This window comes from Streptomyces sp. NBC_01283 (assembly GCF_041435335.1).
Taxonomy (GTDB): domain Bacteria; phylum Actinomycetota; class Actinomycetes; order Streptomycetales; family Streptomycetaceae; genus Streptomyces.
The window spans coordinates 2,545,575-2,571,579 of sequence record NZ_CP108430.1 but is presented as its reverse complement, the minus strand read 5'-3'; the positions used below and the strand labels follow the sequence as shown (position 1 = coordinate 2,571,579).

The 26,005-nt window shown below is 71.6% G+C and carries 18 protein-coding genes; 11 read left to right on the top strand and 7 right to left on the bottom strand.

Going from position 1 to position 26,005, the window contains the following annotated elements; all coding sequences use genetic code 11:
• Positions 1 to 83: 83 nt before the first annotated feature.
• Both argF and OG302_RS11610 read left to right on the top strand, forming a co-directional pair.
• A complete protein-coding gene (gene argF / locus OG302_RS11615) occupies positions 84 to 1,082 on the top strand; it encodes an ornithine carbamoyltransferase (protein WP_371526731.1) in 999 nt (332 codons plus the stop codon).
• Between the two features lie 103 nt (positions 1,083 to 1,185).
• Positions 1,186 to 2,637 (top strand): amino acid permease, encoded by a 1,452-nt coding sequence (locus tag OG302_RS11610; RefSeq protein WP_371526730.1) that lies wholly within the window; start codon positions 1,186 to 1,188, stop codon positions 2,635 to 2,637.
• Here OG302_RS11610 and OG302_RS11605 read toward each other — a convergent pair.
• Positions 2,618 to 3,034 carry an ATP-binding protein gene (locus OG302_RS11605; protein ID WP_371526729.1) on the bottom strand — a complete coding sequence of 139 codons (417 nt, stop codon included), beginning with the start codon at positions 3,032 to 3,034 and terminating at the stop codon, positions 2,618 to 2,620. The two genes, OG302_RS11610 and OG302_RS11605, sit on opposite strands and share 20 nt — an antisense overlap.
• Before the next feature lie 219 nt (positions 3,035 to 3,253).
• On the opposite strand from OG302_RS11605, the gene OG302_RS11600 reads away from it, so the two are divergent.
• Both OG302_RS11600 and OG302_RS11595 read left to right on the top strand, forming a co-directional pair.
• On the top strand, positions 3,254 to 4,081 hold the full coding sequence (locus tag OG302_RS11600) for an enoyl-CoA hydratase family protein (protein WP_371526728.1): 828 nt from the start codon (positions 3,254 to 3,256) through the stop codon (positions 4,079 to 4,081).
• The gene (locus OG302_RS11595) at positions 4,066 to 6,387 is read left to right on the top strand and encodes a bifunctional salicylyl-CoA 5-hydroxylase/oxidoreductase (protein WP_371526727.1); all 2,322 of its coding nucleotides are present in this window, start codon (positions 4,066 to 4,068) and stop codon (positions 6,385 to 6,387) included. Before OG302_RS11600 ends, OG302_RS11595 begins: the two co-directional genes overlap by 16 nt.
• Here the strand turns inward: OG302_RS11595 and OG302_RS11590 are convergent.
• Complete coding sequence (locus OG302_RS11590) at positions 6,371 to 7,192, bottom strand: PaaX family transcriptional regulator C-terminal domain-containing protein (protein ID WP_371526726.1); 822 nt, start codon at positions 7,190 to 7,192, stop codon at positions 6,371 to 6,373. The genes OG302_RS11595 and OG302_RS11590 overlap by 17 nt on opposite strands.
• 4 nt (positions 7,193 to 7,196) lie before the next feature.
• Entirely contained in the window at positions 7,197 to 8,837 is a 1,641-nt protein-coding gene (locus OG302_RS11585; protein ID WP_371526725.1) for an AMP-binding protein, read from the bottom strand.
• A 103-nt stretch (positions 8,838 to 8,940) separates the two neighbouring features.
• Between OG302_RS11585 and OG302_RS11580 the strand changes: the two genes are divergently transcribed.
• From OG302_RS11580 to OG302_RS11570, 3 genes are read left to right on the top strand one after another with little or no spacing between them, the layout of a single operon-like run.
• Positions 8,941 to 10,170 (top strand): acyl-CoA dehydrogenase family protein, encoded by a 1,230-nt coding sequence (locus OG302_RS11580; RefSeq protein ID WP_371526724.1) that lies wholly within the window; start codon positions 8,941 to 8,943, stop codon positions 10,168 to 10,170.
• On the top strand, positions 10,167 to 10,565 hold the full coding sequence (locus tag OG302_RS11575) for a RidA family protein (protein ID WP_371526723.1): 399 nt from the start codon (positions 10,167 to 10,169) through the stop codon (positions 10,563 to 10,565). Before OG302_RS11580 ends, OG302_RS11575 begins: the two co-directional genes overlap by 4 nt.
• Positions 10,566 to 10,617: 52 nt before the next feature.
• Entirely contained in the window at positions 10,618 to 11,454 is an 837-nt protein-coding gene (locus OG302_RS11570) for an alpha/beta fold hydrolase (RefSeq protein ID WP_371526722.1), read from the top strand.
• Positions 11,455 to 11,482: 28 nt separating this feature from the next.
• Here OG302_RS11570 and OG302_RS11565 read toward each other — a convergent pair whose 3' ends face one another.
• From OG302_RS11565 to OG302_RS11555, 3 genes are all read right to left on the bottom strand, one after another.
• Complete coding sequence (locus OG302_RS11565) at positions 11,483 to 12,850, bottom strand: FG-GAP repeat domain-containing protein (RefSeq protein WP_371526721.1); 1,368 nt, start codon at positions 12,848 to 12,850, stop codon at positions 11,483 to 11,485.
• A gap of 99 nt (positions 12,851 to 12,949) precedes the next feature.
• Complete coding sequence (locus OG302_RS11560; RefSeq protein WP_361842539.1) at positions 12,950 to 14,479, bottom strand: UDP-N-acetylglucosamine 1-carboxyvinyltransferase; 1,530 nt, start codon at positions 14,477 to 14,479, stop codon at positions 12,950 to 12,952.
• Between the two features lie 121 nt (positions 14,480 to 14,600).
• Entirely contained in the window at positions 14,601 to 16,520 is a 1,920-nt protein-coding gene (locus OG302_RS11555) for an amidohydrolase (protein WP_371526720.1), read from the bottom strand.
• A gap of 133 nt (positions 16,521 to 16,653) precedes the next feature.
• Here OG302_RS11555 and OG302_RS11550 point away from each other — a divergent pair, with 133 nt between their 5' ends.
• Positions 16,654 to 17,655 (top strand): LacI family DNA-binding transcriptional regulator, encoded by a 1,002-nt coding sequence (locus OG302_RS11550; RefSeq protein WP_371526719.1) that lies wholly within the window; start codon positions 16,654 to 16,656, stop codon positions 17,653 to 17,655.
• On the opposite strand, the gene OG302_RS11545 is transcribed toward OG302_RS11550, so the two are convergent.
• A complete protein-coding gene (locus OG302_RS11545; protein ID WP_371526718.1) occupies positions 17,637 to 18,746 on the bottom strand; it encodes an alkene reductase in 1,110 nt (369 codons plus the stop codon). The genes OG302_RS11550 and OG302_RS11545 overlap by 19 nt on opposite strands.
• 87 nt (positions 18,747 to 18,833) lie before the next feature.
• Here OG302_RS11545 and OG302_RS11540 point away from each other — a divergent pair, with 87 nt between their 5' ends.
• The 3 genes from OG302_RS11540 (at position 18,834) to OG302_RS11530 (ending at position 25,926) form a co-directional block, all read left to right on the top strand.
• On the top strand, positions 18,834 to 19,745 hold the full coding sequence (locus OG302_RS11540) for a sigma-70 family RNA polymerase sigma factor (protein ID WP_371526717.1): 912 nt from the start codon (positions 18,834 to 18,836) through the stop codon (positions 19,743 to 19,745).
• A gap of 157 nt (positions 19,746 to 19,902) precedes the next feature.
• The gene (acnA, locus tag OG302_RS11535; RefSeq protein ID WP_371526716.1) at positions 19,903 to 22,617 is read left to right on the top strand and encodes an aconitate hydratase AcnA; all 2,715 of its coding nucleotides are present in this window, start codon (positions 19,903 to 19,905) and stop codon (positions 22,615 to 22,617) included.
• A gap of 129 nt (positions 22,618 to 22,746) precedes the next feature.
• A complete protein-coding gene (locus OG302_RS11530) occupies positions 22,747 to 25,926 on the top strand; it encodes an NACHT domain-containing NTPase (RefSeq protein WP_371526715.1) in 3,180 nt (1,059 codons plus the stop codon).
• Positions 25,927 to 26,005: the final 79 nt, after the last annotated feature.

Genomic DNA, 26,005 nt, shown 5'->3' with positions numbered 1-26,005 from the left:
TAGCCATCCATCGAGCTGTATAGAAATGTGGAGCGTCGTATAGACTTCCAGTATCCCCGTACGCGTACCCCTGGAGCGCCATCATGGCCATCGACCTCACCGGCCGCCACTTCCTCAAGGAGCTGGACTTCACCGCCGAGGAGTTCCGCGGCCTGATCGAGCTTGCCGCCGAGCTGAAGGCGGCCAAGAAGGCGGGGACCGAGACGCAGCGGCTGCGCGGCAGGAACATCGCGCTGATCTTCGAGAAGTCCTCCACGCGGACCCGCTGCTCCTTCGAGGTCGCCGCCGCTGACCAGGGTGCCTCGACGACGTACATAGACCCGGCCGGATCGCACATCGGCAGCAAGGAGTCCGCCAAGGACACCGCCCGGGTGCTCGGCCGGATGTTCGACGCCATCGAGTTCCGCGGCGACGCCCAGTCGACCGTCGAGGAGCTCGGCGCGTACGCGGGCGTGCCCGTCTACAACGGCCTGACCGACGACTGGCACCCCACCCAGATGCTCGCCGACGTGCTCACGATGACCGAGCACAGCACGAAGCCGCTCACCGAGATCACGTTCGCCTATCTCGGTGACGCTCGTTTCAACATGGGCAACTCGTACCTGATCACCGCGGCGCTCCTCGGCATGGACGTACGCATCGTGGCGCCCAAGGCCTACTGGCCCGCCGACGAGATCGTCGCCCGGGCCCGCGAGCTCGCCGGGACCAGCGGCGCCCGGATCACGCTCAGCGAGGACGTCACCGAGGCCGTCGCGGGCGCCGACTTCGTCGTGACCGACGTCTGGGTCTCCATGGGTGAGCCCAAGGAGGTCTGGGACGAGCGCATCGCGGCCCTCGCGCCGTACGCCGTGACCATGGACGTCCTGCGCGCCACGGGCAACGCCGACGTGAAGTTCCTGCACTGCCTCCCGGCCTTCCACGACCTGGGCACGAAGGTCGGCCGTGAGATCCACGCCCGGCACGGTCTAAGCTCTCTCGAGGTCACCGACGAGGTCTTCGAGTCCGCGCACTCCGTCGTCTTCGACGAGGCGGAGAACCGGCTCCACACGATCAAGGCGATTCTCGTCGCGACACTCGCCTGACAGAAGCTCACACGGGCGGGGCCGGGGAACACCTTCCCCCGGCCCCGCTTCTATGCGGCCCCACCCCCGCCGCGCCCAGCACCACCGAAATGAGAACCACCGCATGCGCTCGACCGGTCCGGCAGGACTCCGCATCAAGTCCCCCGAACTCCTAGTCGCCGAATCGGGTGCCGACCTCGAAGGCCACGGCCTGAAGCGCACTATGGGCCTGTTCCAGCTGGTGTGCTTCGGCGTCGGCGCGATCGTCGGCACCGGCATCTTCGTCGGCCTCTCCGACAGCGTCGCCGAGGCGGGCCCCGCGGTCGCCGTCTCGTACCTCCTGGCCGCCGTGACCTGCATCTTCACCGCGTTCTCGTTCGCCGAGCTGGGCGGTGCGATCCCGGTCTCCGGCAGCTCCTACTCCTTCGCGTACGCCTCGCTCGGCGAGCGCACCGCGTTCCTCGTCGGCTGGTGCCTGCTCCTGGAGTACGGCGTCTCCGTCTCCGCCGTGGCGGTCGGCTGGAGCCAGTACCTGAACGAGCTGCTCGAAAGCCTCACGGGCTGGCACCTGCCCGACGCGCTCTCCGCCGGTCCCGGCGAGGGCGGAGCCGTGAACCTGCCCGCCGTGGTCGTGATCCTGCTGGCCGCCGTGCTGCTCGTACGCGGCATCCGCGAGAGCGCGCGGGCGACGGCCGCCATGGCCATGCTCAAGATCGGGATCCTGCTGCTGTTCCTCGCGATCGCGTTCACCGCGTTCAAGGCCGGCAACCTCACCCCCTTCGCGGGCGCCGGAGCCTCCGGCATCACCGCGGGCGCCTCGCTCGCCTTCTTCTCCTTCATCGGCTTCGACGCGATCACCACGGCGGGCGAAGAGGTCAAGAACCCCCGCAGGAACATCCCGATCGCCATCCTGATCTGCATCGGCGTCGCCACCCTGCTGTACGTCGCCGTCGCCCTCGGGGCGATCGGCGCGCTGGGCGCGGACGCGGTGGCCGACAAGCCCGCCGCGCTCTCGCTGGTCGTCAACCAGGTCACCGACTCCTCGGTCGGCGGCGGGATCATCGCCTTCGGCGCGGTCGTGGCCATCGCGTCCGTCGTGCTCGCCGTGATGTACGGGCAGACCCGCATCCTGATGTCGATGTCCCGCGACGGGCTCGTCCCGCGCGTCTTCGAGCGCGTCTCGCCCAAGACCTCGACGCCGGTCGCCAACACCTGGATCGTCGCCGCGGTCTTCGCCGTCCCGGCGGCTTTCTCGTCGCTCGACGTGGTGGTGAACCTGACGACGATCGGCACGCTGGCCATCATGGTCGTGGTGAACGTCGCGGTGCTCGCGCTGCGCCGCTCGGCGCCGGAGCTGAGGCGCACCTTCCGGGTGCCGCTGTACCCGGTGAGCCCGATCCTGGGCGTGGGCTTCTGCCTCTACCTGATCTGGGGCACGGGCTGGACGACGTGGGTGCAGTTCGCCGTGTTCCTGGTCGTGGGCTCCCTGGTGTACGCGCTGTACGGGCGCCGTCACTCGCGGCTCGGCAAGGCCGAGGCGGCCGGTTCCGCGACGCCTACGCCGCGGGCAGGGTGAACCAGACCGCCTTGCCGGAGCCGGTGGGGCGGTGACCGCAGGAAGAGCTGAGGGTGCGGATCAGGAGCAGGCCGCGCCCGTGCTCCTGCCAGGGGTCCGGCTCGTTCATCGGCCCCGGGTCGGTGAGATCGCCGGGCGGCAGCGGGTTCGAGTCGTGGACCTCGACCTGGCAGCCGGTCGGCAGGAGCTCGATCACGAGCTCTATCGGGTCCTGCCCCGAGGTGTGCTCCACCGCGTTGGCCACCAGCTCGGCCGTGAGGAGCTCGGCGGTGTCGCTGTCGGCGGGCGTGTCGATCTCCATGAGCGCCGTACGCACCAGTGCGCGGGCGATCGGCACCGCGGCAGTGGCGTGCGGCAGCGCGATGCGCCACGAGGTGGGAGCGGGAGATTCGTGCAAGGCGGGTCCGTTCAGGGCAGCAGGCGATCCTGCTTTCAACCGTACGAAGCTTAAGCGCTATGCCGACAGGGTCGACGGTCGGGCAGAACCGGGACGTCTGGCCCTTGAGGGGTATCGCGTACTCGTGACGACAGTCACGGACAGGTGATAGCTTCGAAGAGTAGAGAGAACGTCACGAGATGGACCGCCGCCGCCCGACCGAGGAGGCCGCACGTCGTCATGAGTCCCTTCACCGGCTCCGCCCCCCGCACCCCCGACTGGCAGCACCTCCGCTTCGAGGTGGACGACGGGGTCGCCACGGTCACCCTCGCCCGCCCCGACAAGCTGAACGCGCTCACCTTCGGCGCCTACGCCGACCTGCGCGACCTCCTGGCCGAACTGTCCCGCGACAAGTCCGTGCGCGCCCTGGTGCTCGGTGGGGAGGGGCGCGGCTTCTGCTCGGGCGGTGACGTCGACGAGATCATCGGCGCGACCCTCGGCATGGACACCGCCCAGCTGCTCGACTTCAACCGCATGACGGGCCAGGTCGTCCGCGCCATCCGCGAGTGCCCCTTCCCGGTGATCACCGCCGTGCACGGAGTGGCCGCGGGTGCGGGTGCGGTGCTCGCCCTCGCCTCGGACTTCCGGGTGGCGGATCCCTCGGCGCGGTTCTCCTTCCTCTTCACCCGGGTCGGCCTCTCGGGCGGTGACATGGGGGCCGCTTACCTCCTGCCCCGCGTCGTCGGCCTCGGTCACGCCACCCGCATCCTGATGCTGGGCGACCCGGTGCGCGCCCCCGAGGCCGAACGGATCGGCCTGATCAGCGAGCTGACGGACGAGGGCAAGGTCCCCGAGGCCGCACAGACCCTCGCGCGCCGCCTCGCCGACGGCCCCGCCCTCGCGTACGCGCAGACCAAGGCGCTGCTGACCTCGGAACTGGACATGCCGCTCGCCGCGGCCGTGGAGCTGGACGCGGCGACGCAGGCACTCTTGATGACCGGCGAGGACTACAAGGAATTCCACGCGGCGTTCACGGAGAAGCGCGCGCCCAAGTGGCAGGGGCGCTGACGGTGACGGCCCCCGACCGCGGCTCCGCCCACCGCATCGCCGTCATCGGCGGCGGCCCCGGCGGGCTCTACGCCGCCGCCCTCCTCAAGCGGCTCGACCCGGAGCGCGAGATCACCGTCTGGGAGCGCAACGCCCCGGACGACACGTTCGGCTTCGGAGTCGTCCTCTCGGACGAGACGCTCGGCGGCATCGAGCACGCCGATCCCGTCGTCTACCGCGCCCTCCAGGCCGAGTTCGTCCGCTGGGACGACATCGACATCGTGCACCGGGGGAGCCGGCACACCTCCGGCGGGCACGGCTTCGCGGCCCTCGGTCGGCGCAGGCTGCTGGGCATCCTGCACGAGCGGTGCCGTGAACTCGGCGTCGACCTGCGCTTCCGGTCCGAGGCCCCGCCCGCCGCCGAGCTCTCCGCCGCGTACGACCTGGTGATCGCGGCGGACGGCGTGCACAGTCTCACGCGCGAGGCGCACGCCGAAGCGTTCGGGCCGAGCGTCGAGACGCACCGCTGTCGCTACATCTGGCTCGCCGCCGACTTCGCCTTCGATGCCTTCCGTTTCGAGATCGCCGAGACCGAGCACGGCGTGATGCAGCTGCACGGCTACCCCTTCTCCACGGCCGGCACGGGCGAGTCCACGGTCATCGTCGAGATGCGCGAAGAGGTGTGGGAGGCGGCCGGGTTCGCGGAGCTCGACGAGCGGGAGTCGTCCGAGCGCTGCGCCAAGATCTTCGCCGACGCGCTCGACGGCCGGACGCTGCGCGGCAACAAGTCCGCCTGGATCAACTTCCGCACGGTCGTCAACAAGCGCTGGTCCCACGGCAATACGGTGCTTCTCGGCGACGCGGCCCACACCGCGCACTTCTCCATCGGCTCCGGCACCAAGCTCGCCGTCGAGGACGCGCTCGCGCTCGCCGCCTGCCTGGAGGAGCAGCCGGACATCGCCGACGCACTCGCCGCGTACGAGACGGAGCGCCGTCCCGTCGTCGAGTCCACGCAGCGCGCGGCCCGCGCGAGCCTGGAGTGGTTCGAGCGGCTCCCGGACCATCTCGGCCAGCCGCCGCGCCAGTTCGCGTTCAACCTGCTCACCCGCAGCCGCCGCGTCACCCACGACAACCTGCGCCTGCGCGACGCCCACTTCACCGAGTCCGTCGAGCGCGACTTCGGCTGTCCGGCCGGTACACCGCCGATGTTCACGCCCTTCCGGCTGCGCGGCCTCACCCTGCGCAACCGCGTGGTCGTGTCCCCCATGGACATGTACTCCGCGGTGGACGGCGTCCCCGGCGACTTCCACCTCGTCCACCTGGGCGCACGGGCGCTCGGTGGCGCGGGCCTGGTCATGACCGAGATGGTGTGCGTCAGCGACCGGGGCCGCATCACGCCGGGCTGCGCCGGGCTCTACACCGAAGGACAGGCCGACGCCTGGCGCCGCATCACCGACTTCGTGCACGCGCAGGCGCCCGGCACCGCGATCGGCGTGCAGCTCGGCCACGCGGGACGCAAGGGCTCGACGAAGCTGATGTGGGAGGGCATCGACGAACCCCTGGAGGAGGGGAACTGGCCGCTGGTGGCGCCCTCGCCCCTCCCGTACAAGGCGGGCAGCCAGCGCCCGCATGAGCTGGACCGGACCGGGCTCGCCGAGATCCGCGAACAGTTCACGGAGGCGGCCCGGCGGGCCGAGCGGAGCGGCTTCGACCTCCTCGAACTGCACTGCGCCCACGGCTATCTGCTGTCCGGCTTCCTCTCGCCGCTGACCAACCGACGGACCGACGAATACGGTGGCTCGCTGGCCAACCGCATGCGTTTCCCCCTCGAAGTCTTCGACGCGGTAAGGGAGTTGTGGCCGGACGGCAAACCCATGACCGTCCGCGTCTCGGCCACCGACTGGGCCGACGGCGGCACCACCGCGGACGACGCCGTCGAGATCGCCCGCTCCTTCGCCGCGCACGGAGCCGACGCGATCGACGTCTCGACCGGCCAGGTCGTCTCTGACGAACGCCCCGCGTACGGCCGCTCCTACCAGACGCCGTTCGCCGACCGCATCCGCAACGAAACCGGCGTCCCCGTCCTCACCGTCGGAGCCATCTCCTCCTGGGACGACGTCAACTCGCTGATTCTGGCGGGCCGAACGGACCTGTGCGCGCTCGCGCGCCCGCATCTGTACGACCCGCACTGGACCCTCCACGCGGCGGCCGAGCAGGGGTACGCCGGACCGGGCGTCAGCTGGCCCGTGCAGTACGGGGCGGGCAGCCGCCGGCCTCAGACCGGTCGCACGGATGCCCCCAAGCCCCGTCTCAAGCTGGGGAGTTGAGCGTCACGAAGTACGCTCCCGCGTCCCGCAGTCGTCCGTCGAGGGCCGTGAACACCTCGGCGGACCGGTCTCCGGGCCACCCCTCGGGGAGGAGTTCCCCCGGCAGCCCCGGATCGGCGTAGGGCAGCCGGCGCCAGGAGTCCAGGGCCAGGAGATAGTCGCGGTACGCCTCCTCCGGCGGGGTGTCCGCGCGCCCCTGCCAGGCCCTGAGCACCGGCTCGTGCCGGTCGAGGAACACCTCGTGCTCCTTGGCGATGGAGGACAGGTCCCACCAGCGGGCCACCGCGTCGGCCGTCGCCGCGAAGCCCAGGTGCTCGCCGCGGAACAGGTCCACGTACGAGGACAGTTGGAGCCGCTCCAGGGTGTGCCGGGTCTCTTCGTAGAGGTGCGCCGGGGCGATCCACACCCCCGGGGCGGCCGTTCCGAAGCCGAGCCCGGCAAGGCGGGAGCGCAGCACGTGCCGCTTCTGGCGTTCCGACTCCGGCACGGAGAACACGGCGAGCACCCAGCCGCCGCCCTGCCGCGCCGCCGGGGGAGAGGCGTAGATGCGCCGGTCGCCGTCGTCCAGGAGCTGGCGCGCGTCCGGCGAGAGGGCGTACCCCGCAGCGCCCGCCGCCGTCCGGGCGGGGACGAGGAGACCGCGCCGCTTGAGCCGGGACACGGAAGAGCGCACGGACGGGGCGTCCACGCCGACCGGGGCGAGGAGCCTGACCAGCTCGGCGACGGGCACCGGGCCGGGGGCCGCGCGCCCGTAGGCGCCGTAGAAGGTGACGATCAGGGACCGTGGAGTGTGCTGCTCGGACACGTGATCACTCTACGGGCCCGGGCTCGCGCAGCCGGAACCGTTGCAGCTTGCCTGTCGCGGTGCGCGGCAGGGCGTCCAGATAGACGATCTCGCGCGGACACTTGTACGGCACCAGCTCGCCCTTCACGAACTCGCGCAGCCGGTCCGGGTCCCGCTCCGTGCCGGGGCGCTGCACGACGTACGCGACGACGCTCTGCCCGCGCAGCTCGTCCGGGCGCCCCACGACGGCGGTCTCCAGGACGTCCGGGTGGCGCAGGAGCGCCTCCTCGACCTCAGGGCCCGCGATGTTGTACCCGGCCGAGATGATCATGTCGTCCGCGCGGGCCACGTAGGTGAAATAGCCGTCGGCGTCGCGGACGTAGGTGTCGCCGGTGACGTTCCAGCCGTGGCGCACGTACTGGAGCTGCCGTTCGTCGCCCAGATACCGGCAGCCGACGGGACCGCGCACGGCGAGCAGTCCCGGCTCCCCGTCCGGCACCGGGGCGCCCGAGCCGTCGACCACGCGCGCGTGCCACCCCGGGACGGGGCGGCCCGTGGTGCCGGGGCGGATCGCCTCGTCCGCGGCGGAGATGAAGATGTGCAGGAGCTCCGTCGCGCCGATGCCGTTGATGATGCGGTGCCCGGTGCGCTCGTGCCAGGCCCGCCAGGTGGCGGCGGGCAGGTTCTCGCCCGCGGAGACGCACCGCCGCAGGGTGGAGACGTCCGGCGCGTCCGGCTTGCCCAGCTCGTCGAGCATCGTGCGGTAGGCGGTCGGCGCCGTGAACAGCACCGTCACGCCGTGCTCGGCGATCGCGGGCAGCAGCTGCCTGGGGCCCGCCTGTTCGAGCAGGACCGAGGAGGCGCCGACCCGCAGCGGGAAGATGACGAGCCCGCCGAGCCCGAAGGTGAAACCGAGCGGCGGGCTGCCCGTGAACACGTCGTCGGGCCCCGGTTTCAGGACGTGGCGCGCGAAGGTGTCGGCGATGGCGAGCACGTCACGGTGGAAGTGCATGCAGCCCTTGGGGCGGCCCGTGGTGCCGGACGTGAAGGCGATGAGGGCGACGTCGTCGGAGGCGGTGTCGACGGGTTCGTAGACATCCGGCTGCCGGGCGGCGCGCGCCAGCAGGTCGTCGTCCGCGTCCCCGCCGAAGGGGGTGACATCGAGGCCGGGGATCCCGGCCTTGATCAGGTCGTCCACGGCGCGGACATCGCACAGCGCGTGGCCGACCTCGGCGATCTCGCAGATCGTGGCCAGCTCGTGCGGGCGCTGCTGGGCCAGGACGGTGACCGCGACCGCGCCCGCCTTCATCACCGCGAGCCAGCAGGCCGCGAGCCAGGGGGTGGTGGGTCCGCGCAGCAGGACGCGCTCACCGGGCCGTACGCCGAGTTCCGCGGTCAGGACGTGGGCGGTCCGGTCGACGTGCCGCCGCAGCTCGCCGTACGTCCATGCGTCGCCGGATCCCGTACGGAAGGCGGGCCGGTCGCCGCCGAGCCGTTCCACCGTCCGGTCCAGGAGCTCGGCGCCGCAGTTGAGGCGATCGGCGTAATGCAGTTCGGGCCGGTCGCGGACGAACGCGGGCCACTGCTCCGGCGGCGGGAGATGATCCCGGGCGAAGGTGTCCACGTGGGCCGATGGGTGGAGTCGCAGTGCACTCTTGGCGTCCACAGCGGGTCGCCCCCTTGCCGTTCGGGCTTGTGGTGAGCTCGCGGAACGAGCGTATCGTGATGGTGACGACAGTCAACGGTGCGCGATAAAGGAGGGGCCCGGGATGACGGCATTCTCGCTCAATCCGGAACAAATCGCCTGGTGTGCGGAGTTGCGCACCCTCGCCGACAAGCGATTGCGTCCGCTGGCCGAGAAGGGTGAGCCGGGCCGCGTGAACCGCCCGCTGGTGGAGGCGCTGGGGGAACTCGGCCTCCTGGACCGCCTGTTCGCGGGGGAGGGGGCGGCCGGCTCCACTGCCTCACGGGCGGCCTCGCATGCCACGTCGGGCGCCCTGGGTCTCTGCCTCCTGCGCGAGTCCCTCGCCCACGCCTGCACGGAGGCCGAGACCGCCCTCGCCCTGCAGGGGCTCGGGGCGCACCCCGTCGCCGCGTACGGCTCCGCGCGGCAGCGTGAACAGTGGCTCGCCCCCGCCCGCGCGGGCCGTGCCGTCGCCGCCTTCGCGCTCTCCGAACCCGGGGCGGGCTCGGACGCCGCGGCCCTGGCCCTGGCCGCCGCACCGGACGGCCCCTCCTCCTGGCGGCTCACCGGAGAGAAGTGCTGGATCTCGAACGCCCCCGAAGCCGACTTCTACACCGTCTTCGCCCGTACGACCCCCGGCGCGGGCGCCCGCGGAGTCACCGCCTTCCTCGTGCCCGCCGACCGCGCGGGCCTCACCGGCACGCCCCTGGACATGCTCTCCCCGCACCCCATCGGCGCCCTCGCCTTCGACGGCGTGACCGTCACCGCCGATGACGTCCTGGGTGAGCCCGACCGCGGTTTCCGCGTGGCCATGACCACCCTCAACCGTTTCCGCCCCAGCGTCGGCGCCTTCGCGGTCGGCATGGCCGCCGCGGCCCTGGACGCGACGCTCGCGCACACCGCCGAACGGGACGCGTTCGGAGGCAAGTTGAAGGACCTCCAGGCGGTCGCGCACCAGGTCGCGGAGATGGCCACCCGGACCGAGGCGGCCCGCCTCATGGTCCACGCGGCAGCAGCGGCCTACGACCGTGGTGAGCCGGACATCGCCCAACGGGCCGCGATGGCCAAGCTGATGGCCACGGAAACGGCGCAGTACGTCGTCGACGCCGCGGTCCAGCTGCACGGCGCGCGCGCCCTGCGGCGGGGGCACCTCATGGAGCACCTCTACCGCGAGGTGCGGGCACCTCGCATCTACGAAGGGGCCAGCGAGGTTCAACGGACCATCATCGCCAAGGAGTTGTACGCCGCTCAGGCCGCCACCGAGTCCGCCGCCCCGTCCGTCCCGTCCGTCAGCCACGAGGAGTCCTCCGCATGAGCCTCGAACGCGTCAACCCCGACGAACTCTCCCCGCCCACCGGCTTCTCGCACGCCGTCACCGCGACCGGCGGCCGTCTCGTCTTCCTCGCGGGCCAGACCGCGCTCGACGCCGACGGCAAGGTCACCGGCACGACCCTGGCCGAGCAGTTCGAGCGGGCGCTGACCAACCTCCTCACCGCCCTGCGCCACGCGGGAGGCGTCCCCGCCGACCTCGCCCGCGTCACCGTCTACGCCACGGACGTCGCGGACTACCGGGCCCAGGCACCCCAACTGGGCCGCATCTGGAAGCGGTTGGCGGGCCGCGACTACCCCGCCATGGCGGTGATCGGTGCGGTCCGCCTCTGGGACGAAGAGTGCCTGGTGGAGCTGGACGGGGTGGCGGTCGTCGACTGATCCGCATAGCGTCGGGCCGACGATCACGCGAGGATACGGGGGCGGGGCGGCCATGGCACGGATCGAGCTCACTGCGGGACCGATCGAGTACGAGGACACCGGCGGGACGGGCACACCGCTCGTCCTCCTGCACGGCCTCGTCCAGGACGGCAGCGTATGGCGTCATGTCGTCGACGAACTGGGCGGCGAGTTCCGCTGCCTGGTGCCGACCCTCCCGTACGGCAGTCACCGCGTGCCGCTGAGGCCGGGCGCCGAGCTGACGCCGCGGGGCATGGCACGGCTGATCGGCGAGTTCGCCGACGCGCTGGAACTCGGCGACGACGCGGTCTTCGTCGAGAACGACGCCGGGCGGCTCCAGCAGCTGGCGGCCGAGCGCCCCGACCGCGTCGGCCGGATGGTCATCGCGGGCTGCGAGGCCTTCGACAACTACCCGCCGCGCGCCGGCGGCAAGATGATGGACGCCGCCGCGCGTGTCCCCGGCGGTATCGCGCTCCTGATCCGCATCCTGTCCGTGCGCGCCCTGCGCCGCGTCCCCGGCACGGGATACGCGGTCATGGCGCACCGCCCCGTCCCGCACGACCTCACCGACCGCTGGCTGAAGCCCCTGCGCACCGACCCGGCGGCCCGCGGCGTCCTGGTCCGCTATCTGCGCTCCGTGCACAGGTCGGAGATGATGGAAGCGGCGGAAGGCCTGCGCACCTACGACCGGCCCGCCCTGGTCGTCTGGGGCCGGCAGGACAAGATGATGCCGCCCGCACACGGCCGCAGGCTGGCCGAACTGCTGCCCAAGGGCCGACTGGTGGAGCTCGATGACTGCCGCACCCTGATCCCGCTGGACCGCCCCGACGGGCTCGCTGCCGCGATCCGTGAGTTCGTGGCGGCCACCTAGGGAGTTCGTGGCGGCCCCTTGGGGCCTCTCAGCCGCGGCGCCGCCCCGCGAACGACGTCGTGGTGAACGCGGTCTTGTCCCGCGACGACGTGCCGTCCGTGATCCACCAGTGCGTCGGCTGCTCGCCGTACAGAGCGAAGAGCACATCTATCGCCCAGTGCAGGATCAGCTCCTCCTTGCCGTCGCCGTCGAAATCGGCCGCGGCGAACGGGCGGGCGTGGCGCCACCGCGCCTGGGTCTTCCTGTCCTTCACCCGGGCGGGCCCCTCCCGGAGCACCTCGGTGCGGTCCTTCTCGCCGTCGATCAGCAGCGCGCCGGTGTCCGTGGCGACGAGGAGGCTGTCCTTGCCGTCGCCGTCGGGGTCGGCGGACGTGTAACCGCCGGGCCCGAACTCGGAGTTGCGGCTCTGCGGGATCTTGTACGTGAGCGGGTCGCCGCCCTTGCCGGGGTAGACCGCGAGCGAGGCGATCACCTCCGGGCTCTCGTCCGTGTCCGGCTCGTCGTTGCGGCCTCCGTCGTCGCCGATGGCCAGGTCGGTGGCGCCGTCACCGTCGTAGTCGCCGAACGCCGCCCCATTGCCTTCGCGCAAGGTGATGGGGGTGCGGGAGAGGCCGCTCCCCGTGCGCGCCCAATAGAGCACCCCACCGCTCTGCTCGCCGTCGTCGCCCTCATGGATGAGCAGTGCGGTCGCGTGCGCCTTGCCCGACGGATCGATGTCGTCCGCGGCGAGCCAGTTTCCCCGGCCGGGCCGGGTATCGGTGCGGGCCGGGACACCGGAACGGGTGACGGGGCCGTACACCAGGGTCACCGACCCGTCCTGTCGGACCGCCGCGATGTCGTGGTGCCCGTCCCCGTCGAAGTCGCCCCGCACCGGCCCGTGCAGGCCGGAGCCCAACCCGCCGTCCGGTGCCTGGATCCGGGTCGCACCCACGCCCGGCTTCGGCCCGCTCGGGCCGCCCCAGTCCACGGTCAGCCGCTCCGGCCGCCGGGGCTCGTCGGTGGCGACGAAGTCGGGGTAGCCGTCGCCGTCCAGGTCGGCGGTGGTGACGGTGCCCGAGCGGTAGTCGTACACGGCGTGTGTCGACGGGTCGAGCCCCTTGGCGGAGCCGAAGACGACGGCGGTCCGCCCGACTTCCTTCTTGCTGTCGCGAGAAGCCAGGGGAAGAAGCAGATCGCGGTGCCCGTCCCCGTTGATGTCGTCCGGGTCCTTGGAGCCCTTGCCGTCGGCGGGCACGGGACGCGAAGCGGTCGGCGTCGACACGGGGTTTCCGCCGTCCTTGGACGGCGACGGTCTGCCGTGGTCGCCCTGCTCGCCGCACCCCGCCGCGAGCAGGGCCAGCGAGGCACAGAACACGACGAGGGCGCGTGTGCCGGGGACGAGGGTGCGATCTGCCATGCACCCACCCCAGCACCGCGCCCTCGTACATCTCCAGGTACGGCTGCCGATCGTTGCCCAGCCGTAGCGGGAGGATCCGGTTTCGTGGCCCGTTCGCTCTTAGATGTCCCGGAACGTCTCGATCTGCGCGCCCACGGAGTTGAGCCGCTCGGCCAGCTCCTCGTAGCCACGGTTGATCACGTACACGTTGCGCAGCACCGACGTGCCCTCGGCGGCCATCATCGCGAGCAGCACGACCACGGCGGGCCGCAGCGCGGGCGGGCACATCATCTCGGCGGCACGCCAGCGGGTCGGGCCCTCCACCAGGACCCGGTGCGGGTCGAGGAGTTGGAGCCGCCCGCCGAGGCGGTTCAGGTCGGTCAGATAGATCGCGCGGTTGTCGTACACCCAGTCGTGGATCAGCGTCTTGCCCTGCGCCGCCGCCGCGATGGCCGCGAAGAAGGGGACGTTGTCGATGTTCAGGCCGGGGAACGGCATCGGGTGGATCTTGTCGATCGGCGCCTCCAGCTTGGAGGGCCTGACGGTGAGGTCGATCAGGCGCGTACGGCCGTTGTCGGCGAAGTACTCCGCCGTGCGGTCGTGGTCGAGCCCCATCTCCTCCAGGACCGCGAGCTCGATCTCCAGGAACTCGATCGGGACGCGGTTCACGGTCAGTTCGGACTCCGTGACGACTGCCGCGGCGAGCAGGCTCATCGCCTCGACCGGGTCCTCGGAGGGCGAGTAGTCGACGTCGACGTCGATGTCCGGGACGCCGTGCACGGTGAGGGTCGTCGTGCCGATGCCCTCGACCTTCACGCCGAGCGCCTCCAGGAAGAAGCACAGGTCCTGGACCATGTAGTTCGACGAGGCGTTGCGGATGACGGTCGTGCAGTCGCTGCGCGCCGCGGCGAGCAGGGCGTTCTCGGTCACGGTGTCGCCGCGCTCGGTCAGCACGATCGGGCGGTCCGGGACGACGTCACGCGCGACCTCCGCGTGGTAGAGCCCCTCGGTCGCCGCGATGTCGAGCCCGAAGCGGCGCAGCGCGATCATGTGCGGCTCGATCGTGCGGGTGCCGAGGTCGCAACCGCCCGCGTACGGCAGCTTGAAGCGGTCCATGCGGTGAAGGAGCGGACCCAGGAACATGATGATCGAGCGGGTCCGGATCGCGGCCTCCGCGTCGATCGCCTCCATGTCGAGCTTGGCCGGCGGCACGATCTCCAGGTCGACCCCGTCGTTGATCCACCGGGTGCGGACGCCGATCGAGCCGAGCACCTCCAGGAGGCGGTAGACCTCCTCGATGCGCGCCACGCGGCGCAGCACCGTGCGCCCCTTGTTGAGGAGGGAGGCACAGAGCAGCGCCACGCAGGCGTTCTTGCTCGTCTTGACGTCGATGGAGCCGGAGAGCCGTCGGTTGCCGACGACGCGCAGATGCATGGGCCCCGCGTACCCGAGCGAGACGATTTCACTGTCGAGAGCCTCGCCGATCCGGGCGATCATCTCAAGGCTGATGTTCTGGTTGCCCCGCTCGATGCGGTTCACGGCGCTCTGACTTGTGCTGAGCGCCTCGGCAAGCTGCGACTGTGTCCAGCCCCTGTGCTGACGGGCGTCGCGGATGAGCTTGCCGATACGTACGAGGTAATCGTCTGCCATGTTTCGCAGGTTATCTCAGATATGAGATGACGCATGCGCTGGGGTAGGCCATCCGGGAAACGACCGATTCAGTACGGAAGTTCCCGTACGTCGTTTCCGTACGCCACCTGCCCCTGCCGGGTCAGCCGCATCCGCACGAGGCGTGCCGCCCCCCGTGCACCGCGGCCTGCGCCGTGGGCCGGGGCCCGGCCGCCGCGCGTGTCACCCGGGCGGCGGCAGCGCGCCCGGCCGACGACTCGGCGTCATGCACCACTGTGCCTCCGGTCAACGTCAGACGCACTTCGGAGGAGCTGATATCAGCCACCGGACACCGCGTCACATCGCGGTCGAGCAGCACCAGATCGGCCGACTTTCCCGTTTCGACGGTGCCCGTCAGATGGTCCATCCGGAGCTGACGCGCCGTGCCGAGGGTGTGCATGAGCAGGGCGGACGAGCGGCTCAGCCCCTCCTCCTCGCGGTAGAGATCGCCCTCGCCCTCGTACCCGAACCGGTCGACGGCGGTGCGCACCTGGTTCCACACCTGGAGCGGATCGACCGGCCAGTCCGAGCCACCGGAGAGCAGCGCCCCGTGCCGCTCCAGGCTGCGCGCCGGGTACTGCCAACGGTGCCGCCCGGCTCCGATGTAGGGCAGCAGGGCGTCCATGGTCCAGGTGTTGCGGGTGGCCCACTGGAGCTGCATGCAGGGGATGACGCCGAGCCGTGCGAAGCGGGGCAGGTCGGCGGGGTCGACGAGTTGGAGGTGGGCGGTGGTGTTGCGCAGGCCGCGCGCTCCGGTCGTGCGCAGGGCGTACGCGTACCCGTCGAGGGAGGTGCGGACGGCGCGGTCGCCGATGGCGTGCGCGTGCATCTGCCAGCCGTCCTCGTTGAAGGCCGCGGTGAGCCGGCCGTAGTCCGCCGCCGACACATAGAGATCCCCGCGGTGGTCGGTGGGCCTGCCGTCCTTGTCGAGGTAGGGCTTCAGGAGCGCCGCGGTCTGCGCCGGGTACTCGATGACCCCGTCGAGGAACACCTTGACCGTGCCGAACCGCAGTCCGCGTACGTCCTTGAACTCCGCGCGCAGCCCCCGCGCGTACGCAAGGGCGGCCGCCGGGTCCTTCGTCTTGTCGGTGTCGATGCGCAGGGCGGGCACGATGCGCTGCGGCAGCTTCCCGCTCTCGGCGAGTGCCTTGTAGAGGCCCAACTCGCCCTTGCCGACGACGGCTTCCATGAACGTGGTGATGCCCGACGCGGCGGCCTCGGCGAAGACCTTCGCGGCGGCGGCCACGAGCTGCTCCTGGTCGGGCTCGGGGATGTGCCGGGTGACGAGCGGCTGGGCGTCGTCCTTGAGCACGCCGGTGGGCTTGCCGTCCTGGCCCTTGACGATCTTGCCGCCGACCGGGTCAGGGGTGGACGCGGTGATGCCCGCGATGTCGAGGGCGCGCTTGCTGACCCAGATGTTGTGCCCGTCGCCGCCGCGCAGCGCGATGGGCCGCCGGGTCGGCAGCGCGTCCAGCATGGAGTGGTGCGGGGCGGTGCCGTGCGGCAGCAGCCCCACGGGGTTCCAGTCCTCCACCACCAGCCATCCGTCGGGCTCCTGGCCGTCGGAGTCCTTCAGGAACGCGGTCAGCGTCTTCTGCAGGTCGGCGACGGTCTGCTCGGCTCCGGCGAGCGAGGGCCGCAGCGAGCGGCTCGCGGCGTCCATGGGGTGGGCGTGCCCGTCGTGGATGCCGCTCATGAGGGTCCCGCCGCGGCCGTCCACCACCTCGGTGTCCCGCCCGATGAACCGCTTGAGCGAGGAGTCGTTCCCGACGGCAAGGATCTTCCCGTCCCGCCCGACGGCGACGGCCCGCGCCCGCTCATGCTCCCGAGTGCCGCTGAAGACACGGGCGTTGTGCACCACGAGGGCGGCGGACCGGCGCCGCGGGGCGTGCCCGGCGGCCACGGCGGGCGCACCCACCGCGGCGAGCAGTCCGGCGGCCCCGGCGGAGGCGATGAGGCCGCGCCGGGAGAGGGGGGAGGTGTACGGAGACGAGGGGGAGGACGGAGTGGACGGAGAGGGCATGGGCGCTCCTGAGTCGGGAAGGATCCGCCGCGAAGCGGTGGCACAGAGACTCACCGAGTAACCCGTTAACCAGAAGCGGCCGCCCGCGACGGATTCCGTGGGGACATGGCCCCCGGGGCAGGGAATCCGTAGGATGACCGTCGTGCCAGGGCCCACCCTCACCGACATAGCCCGCGCAGCGGAGGTGTCGACCGCGACGGTCTCGCACGCCCTGAACGGCACCGGCCGCCTGGGCGCCGCCACCCGCCGCAGGGTGCGGGAGACCGCCACCGCCCTCGGGTACGGCACGCCGGGGCCGCCGCGCAGCCGAACGCTCGGCATCGCCGTCACCACGTTCGCCACGGCCTGGAACTACACGGAGATCGCGTACTTCTCACGTGCCGTCACGGCGGCCACCTCCGCGGCCCACGCGCGCGGCTACGCCCTCACCACGCTGCCCGCCGACCGCGCCGCGGACGACACGTGGCACAGCCTCTCCGTCGACGGCATGCTGATCATGGACAGCCCGCGCGGTGATCCCATGGTCCACGCGCTGCGCGCCCGCGGCATTCCGCTCGTCTTCGACGGCGCCCCCGGCGACCCGCGCCCCGGCGACCACTGGGTCGACAACGACCACGAGGCGACCACCCGCGAGGTCCTCGACCACCTCGCCGCCTCCGGCGCCCGCCGCATCGCCCTGCAGTCCGGCCACGGCGACGAGCACTACGCACGCGCGGTGACGGCGGCCTACACCCGATGGTGCGCGGAACGCGGCGCCGAGCCGCTGGTGGTGCCCTTCGACGTGTCGGACGACCAGGGCCGGGCGTTCGACGCGCTGCTGCGGGGCCCGGACCGCGCCGACGCCGTCCACGCGGTGTACGACCCGGGCGGGCGCCAGCTCCTGGCCGCCGCGGCCCGTCTCGGCCTGCGAGTCCCGGACGAGCTGCGTGTCGTGTGCGCGAGCGAGGACCCCGGGTACGCGACGACACGGCCGCCGGTGACCACGGTGACCCTCGACCCGGAGCGCACGGCACGCGCCGCCGTCGGCCTGCTCGTCGACCTGATCGAGGGCGCCGTGACGCCGCCGGGCCCGGTCGTCGTACCGGCGAGCCTCCTGGTGCGTGACTCGTCGCGCGCTCAGCCCGCGGCCGGATAGTCGACGTACCCCCGCGCGCCGCCCTGGTAGTACGTGGCGGGGTCACCGGTCGCCAGCTCCCGGCCCAGGGCGAACCGGCCGGCGAGGTCGGGGTTGGCGACGAAGTGGGTGGCGAAGGACACGGCGTCGGCGCAGCCGGCCTCGACGAGGGCGTTCGCGGAGTCCTGGCCGAAGCCGTTGTTCGCGATCAGCGGGCCGTCGAACCGCTTCCGGTAGCGGGCGAACGCCTCGAAGGCAGGAGTCCCGCCGGGCGCCGCGACGTCGGGGCCGCGCAGGTGGAGATAGGCCAGGGGGCGGTCATTCAGCGCCGTCACCAGCTCGTCGTGGCCGGCGAGCATCTCCTCGTCGACGACGAAGCGGTCGGTCGCGGCCATGTACGGGGAGAGGCGCACGCCCACCCGCCGCCCGTCCCACTCGGCGGTGACCGCGTCGACGACGTCGAGCAGCAGGCGCCGCCGCCCCGCGCGGTCACCGCCGTAGGCGTCGGTGCGGTGGTTGAGACGGGGGTTGAGGAACTGGGCGAAGAGGAACGCGCCGAGGGCGCCGATCTCGACCCCGTCGAACCCGGCACGCCGCGCGTTGGCCGCCGCCGCGCGGAACTCGGCGACGGTCGCCTCGATGTCCGCCGCGGTCATCGCGCGCGGCGTGAGCGTCTCCTTGAACCCGCCGGGCGTGAAGGTCCGCGCACGGGGGTCGATCGCCGAGGGCCCCGCGGGCAGTTCGCCCCCGAGGTGGTCGGGGTGCGAGGCGGCGCCGGTGTGCCAGAGCTGCTGCACGATGCGGCCGCCGAGGGCGTGGACGACCTCGGTGACGCGGCGCCATCCGGCGACCTGGGCCTCGCTGTAGATGCCGGGGACGTTGACGAACCCGATGGCCCGCTCGCTGACCCAGGTCCCTTCGGTGATGATGAGCCCGGCGCAGGCCCGCTGTCCGTAGTAGGCGGCGTGCAGTCCGGTGGGGGCGAGGCCGGGATTGTCGGCGCGGGCCCGGGTGAGCGGGGCCATCACCACGCGGTTGGGTAGCCGGAGCTCGCCCAGGCCGGTGCCGCGCAGGAGCGGCTGGTCGAGGGCGGTGGGCAGGGTGGCGGTCATGGTGGTTCTCCTTCGTGGCGCTAGTGTCACGGCGGCTCGGCCGCGGGGGACACGAAGGTGACGGCGTACGACGGGGAAAGGTGACCGATGGACGGGCAAGAGGTGCTCGCGGACCGCTTCGAGGCGCACCGGGGCCATCTGCGTGGTGTCGCCTACCGCATGCTCGGCTCGCTCAGCGACGCCGACGACGTCGTGCAGGAGGCCTGGCTGCGGCTCAGCCGCACCGATGCCGATGCCGACGCCGATGAGATCGAGAACCTCACCGGCTGGCTCCGCACGGTCGTCTCCCGCCTCTGCCTGGACATGCTCCGGTCGGCCGCCGCACGCCACGAGCAGCCGGCCGGCGAGCACCTGCCCGACCGGATCCCGGAAACCGGCGACGGCGGGGACCCGGAGGAGGAAGCGCTGCTCGCCGACTCGGTGGGCCGGGCCCTGCTCGTGGTGCTCGGCACCCTGGGTCCCGCCGAACGGGTCGCGTTCGTGCTGCACGACCTGTTCGCCGTGCCGTTCACGCAGATCGCCCCGGTCGTGGAGCGCACCCCGGCCGCCGCCAAGAAGCTCGCGAGCCGCGCGCGCCACAAGGTCCAGGCCCCGCCCGAGGTCCTCGCCGCACCCGGGCTCGCGGGGGACCGGCGTGTCGTCGAGGCCTTCCTCGCGGCGGCCCGCGACGGTGACCTCGAAGCGCTGCTCACGGTCCTCGCCCCCGACGTGGTGCGCACCGCCGACCTCTCCACGGTGATCCGCGGCGCGCGGGCGGTCGCGGAGGAGACCGTGCTCCTGCGGCGCAACGCCCGCTTCGCGGAGCCCGCGCTCGTCGACGGCACGGTGGGGCTGGTCGTGGCCCCGTACGGGCGACTGCTCCTCGCCCTGCTGGTCAGGGTCGAGGGCGAGCGGGTCGCCGCGTACGAGGTGATCGCCGATCCGAAGCGGCTGCGCGGGCTGCATCTGCGCACGCTGGCATCCGGGCAGGCGGGCGCGCCTCGTCGTTCACGCGGGTGATGTACTAGAGTTATCTCGACATCGAGATATCTGCCGAGGCGCACCAGAAGCCGCCACTCGGTAAGGGTTACCTAACTAAGCCTTACCTTAGCGGATCGACGAGGAGTCGTGGCGGCAGGATGTGACGGAAACGCGCACATATATGAAGGAGACTGTCGTGTCGGCGAACAGCTTCGACGCCCGCAGCACGCTGCGCGTGGGCGACGAGTCGTACGAGATCTTCAAGCTGGACAAGGTTGAGGGCTCCGCGCGGCTGCCCTATAGCCTGAAGGTCCTCCTTGAGAACCTGCTCCGCACCGAGGACGGCGCGAACATCACCGCCGACCACATCCGTGCGATCGGCGGCTGGGACTCCCAGGCCCAGCCCTCGCAGGAGATCCAGTTCACGCCGGCCCGCGTGATCATGCAGGACTTCACCGGCGTGCCCTGCGTCGTCGACCTCGCCACCATGCGGGAGGCCGTCAAGGAGCTCGGCGGTGACGCGGACAAGGTCAACCCGCTCTCCCCGGCCGAGCTGGTCATCGACCACTCCGTCATCGCCGACAAGTTCGGCACGGCGGACGCCTTCGGCCAGAACGTCGAGCTGGAGTACGGCCGCAACAAGGAGCGCTACCAGTTCCTGCGCTGGGGCCAGACCGCCTTCGACGACTTCAAGGTCGTCCCGCCGGGCACCGGCATCGTCCACCAGGTCAACATCGAGAAGCTCGCCCGTACGGTCATGGTCCGCAACGGCCAGGCCTACCCCGACACCCTGGTCGGCACCGACTCGCACACCACGATGGTCAACGGCCTGGGCGTCCTGGGCTGGGGCGTCGGCGGCATCGAGGCCGAGGCCGCGATGCTGGGCCAGCCGGTCTCCATGCTCATCCCGCGCGTCGTCGGCTTCAAGCTGACCGGTGAGCTGCCCGCCGGCACCACCGCCACCGACCTGGTGCTCACGATCACCGAGATGCTGCGCAAGCACGGCGTCGTCGGCAAGTTCGTCGAGTTCTACGGCGAGGGCGTCGCCGCCACCTCGCTCGCCAACCGCGCCACCATCGGCAACATGTCGCCGGAGTTCGGCTCCACCGCCGCGATCTTCCCGATCGACGACGAGACGCTGAAGTACCTGCGCCTGACCGGCCGTGACGAGCAGCAGGTCGCGCTCGTCGAGGCGTACGCCAAGGAGCAGGGCCTCTGGCTCGACCCGGCCGCCGAGCCCGACTTCTCCGAGAAGCTGGAGCTCGACCTCTCCACGGTCGTCCCCTCCATCGCCGGACCGAAGCGTCCGCAGGACCGCATCGTCCTCGCCAACGCCGCGCAGCAGTTCGCGCTCGACGTACGCAACTACGTCGAGGACGACGACGAGGCGGGCAAGGAGTCCTTCCCGGCCTCCGACGCCCCGGCCACCACGAACGGTGTCCCGTCGCGTCCGACCACCGTCACCGCCCCCGACGGTTCGACGTACGAGATCGACCACGGCGCCGTCACCGTCGCCGCGATCACCTCCTGCACCAACACCTCGAACCCGTACGTCATGGTCGCCGCCGCGCTCGTCGCGAAGAAGGCCGTGGAGAAGGGCCTGACCCGCAAGCCGTGGGTCAAGACCACCCTCGCCCCGGGCTCCAAGGTCGTCACCGACTACTTCGACAAGGCGGGGCTCACCCCCTACCTCGACAAGGTCGGCTTCAACCTCGTCGGCTACGGCTGCACCACCTGCATCGGCAACTCGGGCCCGCTGCCCGAGGAGGTCTCCAAGGCGGTCAACGAGCACGACCTGGCCGTGACGTCGGTCCTCTCCGGCAACCGGAACTTCGAGGGCCGCATCAACCCCGACGTCAAGATGAACTACCTGGCGTCCCCGCCGCTGGTCGTCGCGTACGCCCTCGCCGGTTCGATGAAGGTGGACATCACCAAGGACGCGCTCGGCGCGGACCAGGACGGCAACCCCGTCTACCTGAAGGACATCTGGCCCTCCGAGGCCGAGGTGAACGACGTCGTCGCCAACTCCATCGGCGAGGACATGTTCAACAAGTCCTACCAGGACGTCTTCGCGGGCGACGCCCAGTGGCAGGCCCTGTCGATCCCGACCGGCAACACCTTCGAGTGGGACCCGCAGTCGACCTACGTCCGCAAGCCCCCTTACTTCGAGGGCATGACGATGGAGACCACCCCGGTGGCCGACATCACGGGCGCCCGCGTCCTGGCCAAGCTGGGCGACTCGGTCACCACCGACCACATCTCCCCGGCCGGTGCGATCAAGGCCGACACCCCGGCCGGCAAGTACCTCACGGAGCACGGCGTCGAGCGCCGCGACTTCAACTCCTACGGCTCGCGCCGTGGCAACCACGAGGTCATGATCCGCGGCACGTTCGCCAACATCCGCCTGCGCAACCAGATCGCGCCGGGCACCGAGGGCGGCTTCACCCGCGACTTCACGAAGGACGACGCCCCGGTGTCGTTCATCTACGACGCCTCGCAGAACTACCAGGCGGCCGGCACCCCGCTCGTGATCCTCGCGGGCAAGGAGTACGGCTCGGGCTCGTCCCGCGACTGGGCCGCCAAGGGCACCGCGCTCCTGGGCGTGAAGGCCGTCATCGCCGAGTCGTACGAGCGCATCCACCGCTCGAACCTCATCGGCATGGGCGTCCTGCCGCTCCAGTTCCCGGAGGGCCAGACCGCCGAGACCCTCGGCCTCACCGGCGAGGAGTCCTTCTCCTTCACCGGCGTGACCGAGCTCAACGAGGGCCGCACGCCGAGCACCGTGAAGGTCACCACCGACACGGGCGTGGAGTTCGACGCGGTCGTCCGCATCGACACCCCCGGTGAGGCGGACTACTACCGCAACGGCGGCATCATGCAGTACGTGCTGCGCTCGCTGATCCGCAAGTAGGCGATCCGCAAGCAGGCATTGCCGTAAGGCAGTTGGGCCCGCATCCCCCTCACCGGGGGGTGCGGGCCCTACGCTTTGTGTGCCAGAGAGCGCGCGGCGGCGACGGGGGTTTCTGTGGACGCGGGAGCAGTGGGAATCAAGGTCGCCTCCTCGGTCGTCGTGCCGCTCCTGAAGCGGCTGCTGCTGCCGCCGCCCAAGGCGCCCGGCGCCGAGTACACCGAACGGCCCGTCCGGATCAAGGGGCTGCTGGCCTTCGTGGGGGACCACCCCTCGCTCAGCAAGGACGACATGCACCGGCTCGCCCAGGAGCTGGTGCGCCGGGCGGTGCGGGCAGCGGGTCCCCACGAGCGGCCGATCGCGGACGACGAGCACGACGCCGTCGGGCAGGCCCTGACCCGGACCCTCTTCGCGCTCGGCGAGCTCGACATGGACGACGTGCAGATCTTCGTGCTCGGACCCGAGGAGCTGGCCAAGGAGCTGTCCCGGAAGGCCGGGCCCGACACGCGCAGGCTCCTCACCCGCGACGCGGCGCTCTTCCACGACGTACTCCTGCGCACGGCGTGCGTGCACCTCGTGCGCTTCTTCACCCAGCGGCCCGGATTCGCGGCCCGCGCCCAACTGGAGGAATTTCACGAACTGCGGCGCCAGCGCGAGCAGTTGGAGGTCATCCTGCGCCGCGTGTCGGGCGACGACTGGGCGGCGGCGGACGCCCGCTTCGAGGAGAAGTACGCAGGCTACGTCGTCAAGCGCCACGGCAGCCTGACCCTCTACGGAGTCGATCTGCGCGACCGCCGCGGCAAGGAATGGCCCCTGGAGAGCGCCTACCTGAGCCTGCGGGCGGTCGCCACGGCCGCCGTCGACGAGGAACCCGAGGCGGCCCGCGAGGGAAGGGCGGCGGAGCTGGAGGAGAGCGTCGAGACCGTCCTCGTCGGGCGGCAGCGCGTCCTGCTGCAGGGGCTCGCCGGGACGGGCAAGACGACACTCGTCCAGTGGCTCGCCCTGACCACCGCCCAGCAGGACACCGTGCCGGGTCATCTGCCGCAGCTCCTGGGGCGCGTCCCCTTCGTCCTGCCGCTGCGCACCCTGGTCCGCGAAGGGACGGAACTGCCGCTGCCCGACGACTTCCTGCGCCGGATGGGCTGCCCGCTGGCCGGCACCGAACCCGCGGGATGGACGGCGCGCCTGCTGCAGAACGGCCGCGGAGTCCTGCTCATCGACGGCCTCGACGAAATCCCGCACGCCGACCGAAACCGCACCCGGGACTGGCTGCGCCAGCTCCTCGCCGCCTTCTCCGGCAACCTGTGGCTCGCCACCACCCGCCCCTCCGCGCTCGCCCCCGGCTGGCTGGAGCGCGAGGGCTTCCACGAGTTCACCCTGAACGCGCTGCGCCCCGACGACCTGCGGCGCTTCATCCAGCGGTGGCACACGGCCGCCGCGGCGGAGGAGGGCGAGGGCGACGCGCTCATCCAGTCCCTGCGCGCCCGCCCGGAGTTGAGCAGGCTCGCCACCAACCCGCTGATGTGCACCCTGATCTGTGCCCTGCACCGGGAGCGCAGCGGCTATCTGCCCGCTGGCCGTGCCGCCCTCTACAAGGCGGCCCTGTCCATGCTGCTCGAACGGCGCGACGTGGAGCGCGGCCTGCGCGGTCTCAAGCTCAGCGAGGAGGCCGCCGCCGAACCGCTCAAGCGCCTCGCGTACTGGCTGATCCGCAACGAACGCACCCAGATCGAGCGCCCGGACGCGGTGGAGCTGGTCCGCAGGCTCCAGCCCCAGGTGCCGAGCCTGCAGAAGATGGGCGAACCCGAGGACGCCCTGCAGTACCTCGTCGAACGCACCGGAGTGCTCCGTGAACCCGCCTCGGGGGCCGTCGACTTCATTCACCGCACCTTTCAGGACTATCTCGGGGCCAAGGCGGTGCTCGAAGAGCGGGACTTCGGCATTCTGGTGAAGAACGCCCATGCCGACCAGTGGGAGGACGTGGTGCAGATGGCCGTCGCGCAGAGCGATTACAACGGACGCGCCGATCTGCTCATGCGGCTCAGCGACCGCGGCAAGCGCGAGAAGGACGCCACGGTCAAGGCCAGGCTCCGGCTGCTCGCCCTCGCGTCACTGGAGCAGGCCACCCGCCTCGACCCCACCGTGCGGCAGACCATCGAGACCGAGGCGGCGCGCATGGTCCCGCCGCGCAGCCTGCGCCAGGCCAGGGTCCTCGCGCGCACGGGGCCGCTGCTGCTCGGCCTGCTGGACAAGGTGCGTGACCTGGAGGGCGACGAGGAGCTGGCGACCGTCCACGCGATCTGCCAGATCGGCGGTGACGCCGCCATCCCGCGCCTGCGGAAGTTCCTCGGCACCCGCCAGCCCGTCGTGCGCGCCCAACTCCTGGGCCACTGGGACAGGTTCGAGACCGGGGTGTACGCCGACGAGATCATCCGGCCGCTCCTCACCGAGGACCCTTCGCAGCCCGTCACCGTGCGCTCGCGCGCCGAGCTCGACGCGCTCGCGACGCTGCCCGGCTGCGAACGCGTCGGCATCCACGGCGACTTCGCCCCGGAGGCCGTACGCGCGGCGCTGGACCCCCGGCGGCTGCGCGAGCTGCGGCTGCGCGGCGCGCTCCAGCTCGACGACCTCGGCCTGCTCGCGGACTTCCCGGCACTGGAGAGCCTCACCCTGCGGGGCTGTCGCAACGTCAGGGAGCCCGCGCCGCTCACCCGGCTGCCCCGACTGCACACCCTCGTACTGGAGGATCTCCCGCAGTTCGAGCCGCTGGCGAAGCTGGCGGAGTGCCCGAACCTCACCGCCCTGCACCTGGGCCTGCAGGTGCCCTGGCGCGGGCTCGCCGACCTGTCCCGCCTCGGGGACCTGCGCGTCCTCGCGCTGCCGATGGGCACGGTCGAACTGACGGAGATCAGGCACTTCCAGGCACTGGAGGAACTGCGCCTGCACGAAGCGGGCGACCGGCTGCTGCCTGACGGGTGGGGTGCCCTGCTCGCCCTGCTGCCCGAGCTGCGCACGCTGACCCTCTCCCCGGAACAACTGAGCACGCTGCTCTTCGACCCCAGGGCGCAGGTCTCACAAGTCACCCATCTCTACGTGTACGCCAAGCCGGGCGCCTCCGTGTCGTTGCGGCGCATCGCCCGGCGGCTGCCGGGGCTCGTGGAGATCCACCTCACCCAGGGCACCGACATCGATCTCTCGCACCTGGCGGGCCTGTCCGGGCTGCGACGGGTCAGGCTCGCCTATCCGGGAGCGGTTCGTGCGGCGGTGGATCTCCCAGACCGGGTCGATCTGGAGATTTACCCGCAGCCCTGAAGCGAAGGGGGGTAAGTTCCACTGTTCCGAGGGGAGTTGGAGCAGCAGTCAGCGGCTGGTGTCCGGGGGAGCGCTGCGC

Bases quoted from the DNA above. Each gene is read 5' to 3' on its own strand.
- argF (WP_371526731.1), top strand. From the start codon at position 84: ATGGCCATCGACCTCACCGGCCGCCACTTCCTCAAGGAGCTGGACTTC.
- OG302_RS11610 (WP_371526730.1), top strand. From the start codon at position 1,186: ATGCGCTCGACCGGTCCGGCAGGACTCCGCATCAAGTCCCCCGAACTC.
- OG302_RS11600 (WP_371526728.1), top strand. From the start codon at position 3,254: ATGAGTCCCTTCACCGGCTCCGCCCCCCGCACCCCCGACTGGCAGCAC.
- OG302_RS11580 (WP_371526724.1), top strand. From the start codon at position 8,941: ATGACGGCATTCTCGCTCAATCCGGAACAAATCGCCTGGTGTGCGGAG.
- OG302_RS11575 (WP_371526723.1), top strand. From the start codon at position 10,167: ATGAGCCTCGAACGCGTCAACCCCGACGAACTCTCCCCGCCCACCGGC.
- OG302_RS11570 (WP_371526722.1), top strand. From the start codon at position 10,618: ATGGCACGGATCGAGCTCACTGCGGGACCGATCGAGTACGAGGACACC.
- OG302_RS11565 (WP_371526721.1), bottom strand. From the start codon at position 12,850: ATGGCAGATCGCACCCTCGTCCCCGGCACACGCGCCCTCGTCGTGTTC.
- OG302_RS11560 (WP_361842539.1), bottom strand. From the start codon at position 14,479: ATGGCAGACGATTACCTCGTACGTATCGGCAAGCTCATCCGCGACGCC.
- OG302_RS11555 (WP_371526720.1), bottom strand. From the start codon at position 16,520: ATGCCCTCTCCGTCCACTCCGTCCTCCCCCTCGTCTCCGTACACCTCC.
- OG302_RS11550 (WP_371526719.1), top strand. From the start codon at position 16,654: ATGACCGTCGTGCCAGGGCCCACCCTCACCGACATAGCCCGCGCAGCG.
- OG302_RS11545 (WP_371526718.1), bottom strand. From the start codon at position 18,746: ATGACCGCCACCCTGCCCACCGCCCTCGACCAGCCGCTCCTGCGCGGC.
- OG302_RS11540 (WP_371526717.1), top strand. From the start codon at position 18,834: ATGGACGGGCAAGAGGTGCTCGCGGACCGCTTCGAGGCGCACCGGGGC.